The organism is Nocardiopsis sp. NPDC006938 (assembly GCF_042869555.1).
GTDB lineage: Bacteria > Actinomycetota > Actinomycetes > Streptosporangiales > Streptosporangiaceae > Nocardiopsis.
Map to the genome: position 1 here is coordinate 1 of NZ_JBIAGA010000016.1, position 12895 is coordinate 12895.

At 71.2% G+C, this 12895-nt stretch carries 3 protein-coding genes and 1 CRISPR repeat array; all 3 genes read right to left on the minus strand.

Translation table 11 applies throughout. The features are described from left to right. Nucleotides 1-299 precede the first annotated feature (299 nt). Nucleotides 300-3012: direct repeats of the CRISPR family, unit length 29 nt; unit sequence CGGTCCATCCCCACGTGCGTGGGGCTCAC. Nucleotides 3013-3063: 51 nt separating this feature from the next. Further along, a complete protein-coding gene (locus ACFYL4_RS21535) occupies nucleotides 3064-3243 on the minus strand; it encodes a hypothetical protein (RefSeq protein WP_387520362.1) in 180 nt (59 codons plus the stop codon). Nucleotides 3244-3404: 161 nt separating this feature from the next. Next, nucleotides 3405-8888: a biotin carboxylase N-terminal domain-containing protein gene (locus ACFYL4_RS21540; protein WP_387520364.1), complete on the minus strand. Its 5484-nt coding sequence runs from the start codon at nucleotides 8886-8888 to the stop codon at nucleotides 3405-3407. 469 nt (nucleotides 8889-9357) lie between these two features. Beyond that, entirely contained in the window at nucleotides 9358-12726 is a 3369-nt protein-coding gene (locus ACFYL4_RS21545; RefSeq protein WP_387520366.1) for an NACHT domain-containing protein, read from the minus strand. Between the last annotated feature and the right edge of the window lie 169 nt (nucleotides 12727-12895).

The window sequence follows — 12895 nt, forward strand, 5'->3', positions numbered from 1 at the left end:
CGGTCCGCGGCGCGGGAGGCAGGAGCGGCTGGACGATCTCCCAGAGCCCATCGGGCAACACATCGCTCACAGGACGTGATCATGCCAGGCTCAGGGGCATCTCGCAGGGCTTTTGAGATGATCTCTTAATTATAAATACACTGCCCGGCCAAATGTTGACCTCCATTGAGACTGGACAATCGCGATCTTGTGGACCCTAGTGCTTTCCACAGATCAGTGCCCCGACGAAGCCAACCATGAACACGGACCGTTCACGGTACTGTTCGCCTCAGGCCATAACAGGTCCATCACGGAACGTCCAAGGGGTCCCCACGTGCGTGGGGCTCACGACCACCCAGCGCAAACGCAGCGTGGACGCCAGGTCCATCCCCACGTGCGTGGGGCTCACATGTACCGGTCGGGGAAGGTGCAGTCGGTCCACGGTCCATCCCCACGTGCGTGGGGCTCACTCGACGTCGGCGTTCAGGGCGCGCTCGACCCACGGTCCATCCCCACGTGCGTGGGGCTCACTTCTTGCGGTCGGCCGCTCAGCTGGACGCCGCCGGTCCATCCCCACGTGCGTGGGGCTCACGTCTGCGACGAGAGCGTGCGTGCCGTCCAGGTCGGTCCATCCCCACGTGCGTGGGGCTCACTCGTCCATGGCGCGAGGCCTCTCGGGTGTGTGCGGTCCATCCCCACGTGCGTGGGGCTCACCTCACCGAGGAGCAGGCCAAGGCCGCCCGCGACGGTCCATCCCCACGTGCGTGGGGCTCACGAGGAGTTCAGGGCCTTGCCGGTGATAGTCACCGGTCCATCCCCACGTGCGTGGGGCTCACCGGCTGCTGGATCTCGGGCATCGGGGCCGCTCCGGTCCATCCCCACGTGCGTGGGGCTCACCTTCGGCACCTGGTCTACTCCGGGCCGGTCGCCGGTCCATCCCCACGTGCGTGGGGCTCACACTCCCCGCAACGCCGTTGCGGGGAGTGGGGGCGGTCCATCCCCACGTGCGTGGGGCTCACGCCATGTCCCTCTTGAACTTCGCCAGCCGCTTCGGTCCATCCCCACGTGCGTGGGGCTCACTCGGACGCGGAGCTGTCCCTTGACGTCACCAACGGTCCATCCCCACGTGCGTGGGGCTCACCCAGGTCCAGGGGGCCGCGCCGTGAGCAAGGGAGGTCCATCCCCACGTGCGTGGGGCTCACTCCGCGCCCCACGGAGCGAGGGACTCGCCAAGCGGTCCATCCCCACGTGCGTGGGGCTCACGAGAAGACTCCAACGATCATCGAGCTGGAGAGCGGTCCATCCCCACGTGCGTGGGGCTCACCGGGAGCGCCAAGCCGGGCTCAAGGACGACAGCGGTCCATCCCCACGTGCGTGGGGCTCACCGTCGCCGCTGGTCAGATGGGCCGCCAACTGGCGGTCCATCCCCACGTGCGTGGGGCTCACCTGCCCGATCGCGTCCAGGTCCATCACGGCTCCGGTCCATCCCCACGTGCGTGGGGCTCACGCTGTCGGGTCAGGGTGTGGTGCAGCTGGGGTCGGTCCATCCCCACGTGCGTGGGGCTCACTCGTCGTAGGACTCCTGGGTGTCACCGACACGCGGTCCATCCCCACGTGCGTGGGGCTCACTCAGGTCCGGCGACGCCGAGGAAGTCGATCTCGGTCCATCCCCACGTGCGTGGGGCTCACGGCGGGAGCGTGCTCCTGGTGGACGCATGGCGCGGTCCATCCCCACGTGCGTGGGGCTCACGACACCATGGTACGAGGCGACCACGCCAACCCCGGTCCATCCCCACGTGCGTGGGGCTCACTGGACCAACCCCAACGCACTCCCCAGCTACTACGGTCCATCCCCACGTGCGTGGGGCTCACGACGCGCCCGTGCCCGAAAACCTTGAGGACGTCGGTCCATCCCCACGTGCGTGGGGCTCACCCCTACAGCGACACCGAGCGTTCGGTCATGCGCGGTCCATCCCCACGTGCGTGGGGCTCACTGGTGGGCGTTCGCCCATAGCGCGGCCCAGGACGGTCCATCCCCACGTGCGTGGGGCTCACGGCGTCGTCGAGGACGTGGGCCATCTCGGATCCGGTCCATCCCCACGTGCGTGGGGCTCACCACCGAGAACAGGAGCGTCGCCGCATGATCCGCGGTCCATCCCCACGTGCGTGGGGCTCACGGGTGTCGGCGACCCAGGCGTCGACACCAGCGCGGTCCATCCCCACGTGCGTGGGGCTCACCTCAGCCCCCTCTGTGATCACCGGACGCAGCTCCGGTCCATCCCCACGTGCGTGGGGCTCACGCCGCCGAACTGGCCGCCTACGGGCTGGCCGCCGGTCCATCCCCACGTGCGTGGGGCTCACAGCGCAGGGGGAGGGCGCCCGGGGTGTTCAGCCGGTCCATCCCCACGTGCGTGGGGCTCACTCGTGGTCGTCCTCAGGGCAGGAGTACCAGGCCGGTCCATCCCCACGTGCGTGGGGCTCACGACGGGGATAGCGGCCCAGGGCCGCAGGTAGTCCGGTCCATCCCCACGTGCGTGGGGCTCACTTCGGTCCGCTGCGATCAGCGGTGAGGCGGGGCGGTCCATCCCCACGTGCGTGGGGCTCACTGCCACGACCAGGACTCACCCCTACACGCTGTCGGTCCATCCCCACGTGCGTGGGGCTCACCTCTCCGAAGACCAGATCGCCCGCTACGGCCGCGGTCCATCCCCACGTGCGTGGGGCTCACACCCGTGGCCCGGTGAGGTGTCGGCCGACACGCGGTCCATCCCCACGTGCGTGGGGCTCACGTCTACGCCGGGCGGGCCCTCATCTGGCTGTTCGGTCCATCCCCACGTGCGTGGGGCTCACGACAGAATCAGCTCCGAGGCCTCAGCCCCCGCCGGTCCATCCCCACGTGCGTGGGGCTCACTCGATGCCGGTGTTCGCGGGGTGGGAACGCACCGGTCCATCCCCACGTGCGTGGGGCTCACTCATGATTGGCACCCCCTGGCATCACGACGACCGGTCCATCCCCACGTGCGTGGGGCTCACGCTTAACGACCTGCGACAACGCGGACCGTTATCTCCGCTTGACCTTCGAATTCACGGCCCGGGCCGAACCTGATCGAACACATCCTCCACCAGACCCCAAACCGCTGTCCCCACCACGATAGACCTCAGCTCTGACGCGGCCGCGCCCCACTCTACGGCCGCGCACACCAGGCCCCTCTCGAACCCACACCTCCCCAACCCCACCCGGTACTTCACCTCGATCTCGCGCACCGGCGCCCCCTCGATGCTCTGGGTTTCCGGCCTCGGGGGCGTACCGGTCCGGACTCATCAGAAAGTTGCCACTCACCCAACCAACCGGAACTCCCCCACCCCCTGGACACGCGAACGGCCAGCCCCTCGCGGAGCTGGCCGTCCTCACATCAAACCGTCCTCTAGCGCTTCATGCCCTTCGCGATGGCCTCGATGATGCTCGGCCGCAGCTCGGCAGCGCTGATGATGGCGTCGACCGACCCCACCTCGACAGCACGCTGAATACTGTGCACACCGTCGAACTCGGTGGCGACCTCGCTCAGCTTCTCCGCCCGCACCGAGGCCTGCACCTCCGACAGTTCCGCGTTCAGCTCGGCCCGCTCGGCCGCCCCCGCCTCGGACACCCGGGTCTGGAGCTCGGTCACCCTCGGGTCGGTCGCGGTGCGCTTGTTCACCTCACCGGAGAACACCACCGCGGCGGCGGGCGCGCCGCCCAGCACCGACGCGAACGAACCCTCCAGGGCCAGCACCGTCATGTTCGGGTTCAGCGCCTTGGAGAACACCACGAACGCTCCCCCGTGGTACCGGGAGATCACGCAGAACACGATCGGCCCGTCGAAGTTGACGATGGCCCGGCCGATCTCCGCGCCGTACTCCAGCTGGAGCTTGCGCATGGACTCCGGCGACCCGTCGAACCCGGACAGGTTGGCCAGCACCACCAGCGGGCGGTTGCCCGAGGCGGCGTTGATGGCCCGCGCGGTCTTCTTGGACGACCTCGGGAACAGCGTTCCCGCCGTGTAGGTGTCCGGCCCGTCGGTGGGCGGGAACCCGCGCCGCGCCACCGAGCGCGACTCGATACCCACGAGGCAGACCGGCCACCCGCCGATGTGCGCGTCCTGCACGGCCGAGGTGTCGGCGTCGGCCATCCCCGCCCAGCGCTCCAGCACCGGGTGGTCCTGGTCGGCGAGGGCACGCATCACCGTGCGGATGTCGAACGGCTTCTTGCGGTCCGGGTTGTGCTCGGCGGAGAAGATCTCCCCCACCGTCGTGAAGTCGCTGCCCTCCACCGCGTGCGGGAAGCCGGAGACGTCCCGGTCGTCCGGGTCGGTCGTGGCCGCGCGGCGCGGGCCCTCCTCACCGGGCAGCACATAGGTGTGGTCGTAGTGCGCCATCAGCACGTCGCGGGCGGCGGGCAGGTTCGGCGCCCAGTACTGCGCCTGGCCGTTCGGGCCCATCACCCGGTCGTAGCCGCCGATACCGAAGTTGTCCTCGGCGGAGACACCGCCGGAGAAGTCCAGCGACTGCTTGCCGGTGAGCACCATCGCCGAGTCCGGCGTCATCACCAGGATGCCCTTGGTGTGCATGAGCATGGTCGCCTCGGCGTTCCAGTACGGCTGCGCGCCGACGGTGATCCCCGCGACCACGATGTTGATCTCGCCGCCGTCCTGGGTGAACTCCACGATCCGCTTGAGGGCGGCCGCGACCCAGTCCATGTTCTCGGTGCCGGAGGTCATCGAGATCCGCGCACCGGCGGAGAGCGCGAACCACTCCAGCGGTACCCGCATGCTCTCGGCGAGGTCGATCGCGGCGATGACGCGCGAACACTCCGGCTCGGACAGCGCGCCGAGCGCCTTGGTCGGGTCGCCGAGCAGCACCACGCGGGTGACGCCCTCGGGGTGGCGTTCGGTGGGCGTGGTGACCACGCCGGCCACGATCGCCGCCGAGTTGTGCCCCCGGGGCCGGTCGACGGGCGCGAGCACGCCGTTCTCGTCGAGGTCGTGCTCGACGAACGTCCCCTCCGCCCCGGTGAGCATGTCGGTCAGCTCGTAGGGGTAGACGGTGCCGCGCCGGGCCGCGCGCAGGACCTTCTGGCGGTAGTCGTCCAGGGGCAGCACCGGCTCGGTGGACGGCTCGCCGACGTGCACCCGGGCGTCGCTGCCCGGTTCGAGGGCGACCCGCACGGCCAGTTCGGTGAGCTCGCCCGCCTCGGTGCGCTGGCGGGCCACGAACTGGACCTCCTCCAGCCCGGCGCCGTCGGTGGTCGGCAGGATGCGCTCGACCAGCGAGTTGAGTTCGTCGATACCGAGCTCGGTGGGCGGCCACACGTACATGAGGATGCGGTTGGTGTCGAAGCGCTTGTTGTGCGGGCGCTGCGCCTGGATGTTGCGGATGGCGTCCAGGCAGGCGGCGAGCGTGCCCTCGACGGCGGGCAGCGCCACCAGGCGCCCGTCCGCGTCGCGCAGCGCCGTCAGGTCGCGGACCTGCCCGAGGGCGATCAGCCGTTCGTCGGACGGGTTGCTGCGCGCCACGGCCTTGAAGAGGTAGACCTCCTCGTCGGCGGACGGCAGGCGGGTGAGGTCGAACTCCCGCAGCCGCTGGAGCTGGAGCCGCTGCGCGATCTGCGGGTGCAGGCCACGGATCAGACGGTCCTCGACGAGGTCCCCGTCCTCGGGGCGGAAGGTGAAGTGGTGGTGCATGACCGCGCCGCTGGTCCCCGCGACGGTGGCGGTGACGCGCCGCACGCCCTTGGGCAGGGTGTGCTCGGCCAGGATCTGGCTCAGGCGCACCGCCATGGCGTCGGCGTCGGGCTGGTCCTCCCAGGTCACGTACAGGTCGGCGACCAGGCCGTGATCAGGGGCGTCGGCGGCGAGCCGGGCGACGGCGCCGAGGGCGTCGGGCAGGTCGGCGAGGTCCACGGCGGTGGCGACCACCCGGGTCACGCCCTGGGCGTTGGTGTGCTCGGTGGTGACCAGCTGGCAGCCGCCGCTGTGGCTCGCGGTGACCTCGGACAGGCCCCGGTTGCCGTAGTAGCGGCGGGTCAGCACCTCCAGCAGGGCGGCGTGGTCCTTGCCGGGGCGGCCGATCCGCTGGCCGATCAGGCGCACCAGCGGCTCGGAGCTGGCGACCATGGTCTGGATGCGTTCGGCGCGGTCCGGGGAGGTGGGCTCGCGGTCCAGGTGGCGCAGCTCGTCGCGGACGGCCGCGTACACCTTGGCGCGGTTGCGGCGCAGCAGGGGCTGGGTGAACCAGCGGAACACCACGCCCCGGGCCAGGTCGGACACGGCCGGGAAGCGGACCTGGGTGGCCTCGATCAGGTGCTCCAGGGAGAGCCCGGCGCGCTCGGCGAGCGGCTCCTGGGGCGGGGCGTCGGCCAGCCAGCGGCGCAGCAGGTCCGACACGATCGCGACGTAGCCGCCCATGCGCTGCTGGGCCAGGAAGATCCGGAAGACCGCGTCCTCCAGCTCCGGGGTGCGGTCCAGGTCGGTGACCCCGTAGTGGGCCAGGACCCGGGTGAGTCTGGTCTGGTAGCCCTCGATGACCCCGGCGCGCTCGACGTCCAGGCTCTGGAGGTAGCTGTGGAAGTACTCGCGGGGGCTGTGCACCCGGTGGTCCTGTTCGGCGTCGACGGCGCCGCCGGGTTTGTTGCGGCTCAGCTCGGACAGGTCCGCGAACACGGTGAGGAGGTCGAGCTCGCCCTCGACGAGCACGGAGTCGAGTCCGTCGCGGGCGGTGAGGTAGTCGGCGAGCACACGGGTGCGCTCCTCCGGGGAGAAGTCGAAGCCCAGCAGCAGACCGCGCAGGTCGCTCAGGCCCCGCTGGGCGCGTTCGGCGGCGGAGGCGGCCGGAACGGGCTCGGGCAGGTCGACCTCGACGCTCTCCGCCTGGTCTCCGCTGTCCTCGGCGTCGTCGTCGCCGAGCGGTTCCAGGCGCATCAGCGGGGCCCCGGTCTCGACCTGGCCGCCCACCGCCACCGGGCACTCGCGCACCCGGGCGCGGAACGGCGCGCGCAGCACCGTCTCCATCTTCATGCTCTCGAGGACGAGGATGGGGGCGCCCGACTCGACCTCGTCGCCGACGGCGAGCGGGGTGGCGACCACCAGCGCGGGGGCGGGCGAGCGGACCACGCCGCCCTCGTCGCGGCTCACCCGGTGGGTGACACCGTCGATCTCGACCAGGTGGACCGGGCCGTGCGTGGCTGACACGAGCCGGAACCGGCGTCCGTTGACGGTGATGTGGCCGCTGTTGGCGTCGAAGCGCTCCACCTCGACGTCGGCGGGGTGGACGTCGCCGCCGCCGGACACGCCGACACGGAAGCGGTTGTGCCCGATCCGGGCGACGCTCACCTGGTAGCCGATCCCGCGGAGCTTGAGGTCCAGGGGGCGGCCGGTGTCGTGCTGCACCTGGGGGCGGCCGCCGTGCGCGGTGGAGAGCAGCTGCTGGCGGCTGGCCTCCTCCTCGTCGCGGTAGGCCTCGATGGCGGCGGCGGCCAGGGCGATGGCCGAGTGCCGGTGGGCGACCAGGCGGCCCTCGGCGCGCACGCGGTCGATCCAGCCGGTGTCGGCGCTGCCGTCGATCACCTCGGGCTGGTCGAGCAGGTCGAGGACGAAGCTCTTGTTGGTCGCGCCGCCCTCGATGATGACGGTGGTCTCGGCCATGGCGCGGCGCAGGCGGCCCAGGGCCTGGTCGCGGTCGCGGCCGTAGGCGATGATCTTCGCGATCATCGAGTCGAAGTCGGCGGGGATGCTGTCGCCCTCGCGGACGCCGGTGTCGACGCGGATGCCCGGGCCGGAGGGCATGTCCAGGCGGGAGATGCGCCCCGGGGAGGGCGCGAAGTCGCGGTCGGGGTCCTCCGCGTTGAGCCGGGCCTCGACGGCGTGCCCGACCTCCTCGGGCTGCGTGCCCTCCAGCTTGCCGCCGGAGGCCACGTACAGCTGCATCCGGACCAGGTCGGTGCCGGTGGTGATCTCGGTGATGGGGTGCTCGACCTGGAGGCGCGTGTTGACCTCCAGGAACGCGAAGAGCCGCTCACCGGGGTGGTACAGGAACTCGACGGTGCAGGCGCCCCGGTAGCCGACGGCCACGGCGAGGCGTTCGGCGGAGGCCTTGAGCTCGGCGGCCTGCTCGGGTTCCAGGACCGGGGAGGCGGACTCCTCGATGATCTTCTGGTTGCGGCGCTGCACGGAGCAGTCGCGCACGCCCAGCGCCCAGGCGGTGCCCTGGCCGTCCGAGATGACCTGCACCTCGACGTGGCGGGCGCCGGTGACCAGGCGCTCCAGGAAGACCACGCCGGAGCCGAAGGCGCGCAGCGCCTCCTGGCTGGTGCGCTCGTAGGCGTCGGTGAGGTCCTCGGCGGAGGCGACCATGCGGATGCCGCGACCGCCGCCGCCCGCCGTGGCCTTGAGCATCAGCGGGTAGCCGATCTCGTCGCCCGCGCGCAGGGCCTCCTCCAGGGTGGCGACCTCGCCCCGGCTCCAGGGGGCGACGGGGACACCGACCTCCTCGGCGATCAGCTTCGAGCCGATCTTGTCACCGAGCTGGCGCATCGCCTCGGGGCTGGGGCCGACGAAGGTGACGCCGATCCGTTCGCACAGTTCGGCGAAGGCGGGGTCCTCGGCGACGAAGCCCCAGCCGACCCAGGCGGCGTCGGCCCGGGTCTCCAGCAGGGCGCGTTCGAGGACGGCGAGGTCGAGGTAGGGGCGGGCCGAGGCCGGTCCCAGGTCGTAGGCGACGTCGGCTTCGCGGACGAAGGTCGAGTTGCGGTCGGCGTCGGTGTAGAGGGCGACCGTCTCGATCCGGGCCCCGGTTTCCGCCGAGAGGTCCCGGACGGCGTGGATGAGCCGCATCGCGGCCTCTCCACGGTTGACGATGGCGACACGACTGAACACCGAATGCCCCTCCCAAGTACTGCAACGCAGAAGGCGACGTCCGGATCTCGGAGCGCCGCCTGCACCTGCCCTCTAGCTTGGTGGATCACCTTGGGGGACACCAATGTCCCGAATTGCTCACGCCGGAGCCGAGGCTTTGTGGGATCTCCACAAAATGTGTGCGCCCTGGGCCCGCTGGGAGTGCTCAGACGCGAGGTTTGCCACAACCGGACGGTTCTGACGTGCTGTCGGAGGGTGCGGGCGAGTGGTGACCGAATCTCCGCAGGAGGGGGGTGTGGGGGTGGTTGGGAGGGGTGGGTGCGGGAGTGGTGGGAGGGCCGCAGGGGTGAGACGAACGCAGGGTCGGCCGTGCCCCCTTCCGGCCCGTCGCACCCGGCCCCGCTTCGTGGACGGTGGCCGTCGTCCGCCGGGGATCGGCTCGGCAGCCACGGACACGTGTCGCGTCCGGCACACGAGTCGGAGGCACCCGCTACTCGCGCTCGATGATCCTCCCGGTGAACGCCTCTCTGTTCTTGACCTCCTGGCCGGTACGAATACCGATCGTCAGGCCCTTCAACCCTGCCAGGGGAGCGATGTCGAGCCCCGGGCGAGCATCCCGAAGTGCCAGGGTCCGCAGAGACGTCGCCGCCGCCAGTGGTGTCAGATCGGTGATGTTCACACACCCCTCCAGATGGAGGTGGGCGAGCTTCTCCATGCCCTCCAACTCACGCAGACACGAGACCGGGGTGTCCTTCACGTTGAGCTGGACCAGGCCGTTCTGGCCCTCCAGGAACCCGAGGTCGTCGACCACGTTCAGGCCGTCGAGGAACAGCGTCCTCAGATCCAGTCGGGAGAGCGGGCCGAGATCGTCCACCCACGAGCACTCGACCAGACTGAGATCGTCGACCTGACCGGCCCGGTCGACGATGTCGCCCAGGCGGCAGTCCAGGTTCGAATGGGCCAGGGACAGGCACTTCATCCGTCCGGTCAGGGGGAGGTGGTCCACCCTTTCCAGCCGGTGGCTCCCGTACAACCACAGGTCCTTGAGCCGGTCCTGGGACAGCAGCGGCGAGTAGTCCGTGACCGCGTCCAGGCCCGTGATGTTCAGCCTGTCCAGAGGGGGCAGCCTGGCGACCAGGCCCAGGTCGTCCCGCACTCCCCCGAAGGACAGGTGAACGTCGCGAAGGCCGGGCAGCGCCGCCAAGGCGTCGAGTCCCCGCACCGCCCCCGATCCCAGGTACAACCGCTGGAGACGGGACAGGGTCGCGCTGTGTCGGCCGAGGTCGCCGGCGTCGACAAGCCGCGATAGCGACAGTTGAAGCTCCTCCAACTGGGAGAGCCCGGCCAGGAACGACACGTCCTTCAGGACGAGGCCGTCCACTCTGAGCGATCTCAACCCCGGGAAGTGCCGCAGGGACGCCAGCTGGGCGTCGCTTCCCACACGCAGGCTGCCGTGCTCCAGAGGCGCGTCGGCCAGCACCCTGCGGGCGTACGCGTCCGGTTCGAAGTAGCCCCATACGTCCTGCAACGCACGCTGGACCACCTCACGCCCGTCCTTCCGGTACCCCTCCCGCGCCAGGACCTCCAACGCCCGGTCGCCGTTGACCAGCGCCACCGCGTGCACCGTCGCCTTCGCCTGGGCGTCCGTCAGCCCCGCCAGGCTCTCCGGCAACCGGTCGAGCACCCGCTCCCCCGCCGTGGACAGAGACCGGGCCGTCGCCAGGTCCCGGGGCGGGAGCAGGTCGTCCACGCACCCGTCGATCGCCTCCCGCAGCCCCACCGGCACCGTGGGGGCGGTCTCCAGGCACGCCGCCACCAGCAGCTTGAGTGTGCGCGCGTGCTGCGGTTCCGCGTCGATCCTCGCCAACACCCCGCCGAGCAGCTCCTCCAACTGCGGCCGGTTGGCGTGCCCGGCGGCCATGACGACCGTCTCCCGCCAGCTCGGCAGGTGGGCCTTGCGCACCAACAGTTCGACGTCGTGGTCGTAGACCGCCTGCTTGGCGGTCAGGTACTCCTGCACGGTCCGGTGCACGAAGTCCACCCGGCCCTCCACCGGTTCGCGGAGCGTCCCGGTGCGTTGTAGCAGGAACTCCGTAACCGCCCCCGGCTCGCCCCGCACCCCCGGCATGGTGGACAGGCGCTCCTCCACCTGCCGGAGCACCACGGCCGTGGGCAGCTCGGAGCGCTGCGACAGCGACAGCCGCCACGCCAGGTCCTGGAGCAGCCGCAGCTTCTGCCCGTAGTCCAGTTCGACGTCGCGGAAGGACGGGATGTCGCGCTCGTCGTCGCGCCGGTCGAGCAGCATCTCCAGGGTGGCCGCGTACAGACCCATCCGGTCCCGGGGCAGCCGTGTCCGGTGGTCCAGGTTCAGCGCGCACAGCATCGCCGCCAGCAGCGGGGTCGCAGCCAGGGAACGCAGGTGGGGCGCCCCCTCCAACCTCGCGAGGAGCGACGACTCGTAGCCGGGCAGGTCCTCCACCGCGCACGGCAGCTGGGGCACCTCCGCCATGGCCCGGTGCCACTGGCGGACGAGTTCGCGCAGGTCGGAGGGGCCCATGGGTTCCAGGTGCGCGGTCGTGAACCCCTCCGCCGCCAACCAGCGGGCGCTGGCCGCGGCCGGGCGGCTGGTGACGACCACCCGCACTCCGGGATAGGCGGCCAGCAGGTCGCGCAACCAGTTCGGCACCTTCCTGCGCTGCGCGGTGGAGAGTTCGTCGACCCCGTCCACCAGCAGCAGCGCCCGCCCAGACAGCAGCCGCCGGTGCACCCACCCCCGGGGCATGAGGCCCGCCAGGGGGTCGGCGGTGCCCTCCAGGAACCGCTCCGGCCCGGGCAGGTCCCCCCGCGCGTGGCTGCGCAGCTTGACGAGGAAGGGCGTGCACCCGTTCCACTCCGCCAGCTCGCCGTCGAACCCCTCGCGCACGGCGGTGATCGCCAACCAGCGCAGCAGGGTGCTCTTACCGGAACCCGCCTCACCCCGGACCAGTGTGCGCCGGGCGTCGCCCAGGGCGCTCTCCACCCGCATGGTGGCGGTCCCGGGCTCCTCGGCACCGGCGTCCTCCTCTCCGGACAGCGACAGGTGCCCCCGGCCGTCCGCGTCATGGCCCCGGCGCCGTGCCCGGGCGGACACCGACAGGCTGATGTAGGCCACGCTCAGGGAGGTGCGGGGCCGGTACCGCTTGACCTGGACACCGAACAGCTCCACGGTGTCGAGCACCTGGCTGACGTGCCGGGTGTAGCGGCGGTCGAACTCCGCGTCGTCGTCCTCGCCCTCGGGGGCGTCCAGGGTGCGCCGGGGTATCCGGGCCAGGGCGGCGGCGACCTGCTCGGAGAGGCCGGTCAGCCGCGACAGCGTCTCGGCGGTGGCGCGCGGGGTGAACTGCGGCAGGGTCACGACGATCTGGAGCAGGTCGTCGCAGCACTCCTCCAGGAGCACGTCGAACATCCGCGCACCGGCCTCGCCCAACTCCCGCACCAGGTGTCCACGCGGTATGCGGGAGCGGATGCGGCGGACCAGCTCGGCCGGGTCGGCGTCGGCGCCGAGCACCGCCTCGTCGGACAGGTCGGCGCGTTCCAGCGTGTCGGAGAGCTCGGCCAGGACGGCGGCGCGGTCGGCGTCGTCCAACCCCCGGAACTCCTGTTCGCAGAGGGGTTGGAGCCGTTCCATCACGGCGAGGGTGATCCCGTCCAGCTGGTGTTCGACCTTCCGCCGCGCGAGCACGTCGCGGAAGGTGATCCGCATGAGCTCCGTGAGGTCCTTGTCCCGATCCGCGGCCGCCGACCTCTGGGCCAGCCAGGCCCTCCCGGCCCTGCTGCCGACCGTTCCCGCCGCCTTCAGCGCGGCCGTCTCCCATGCCACCATGCGTGTCCCTGGGTCCGTCTTCCATTGGGGGGTGCGCCGGGCCGGAAGGCCGCGATCCCTTACGGGAGCGCCGTCGCGGGGCCGACGGAACCGACTCTAGGGGGTGCCGCCCCGCCCCGCAGGAGCAACAGGGAACGACCCCGAACCAGCCGCGGTGGCCCGGATC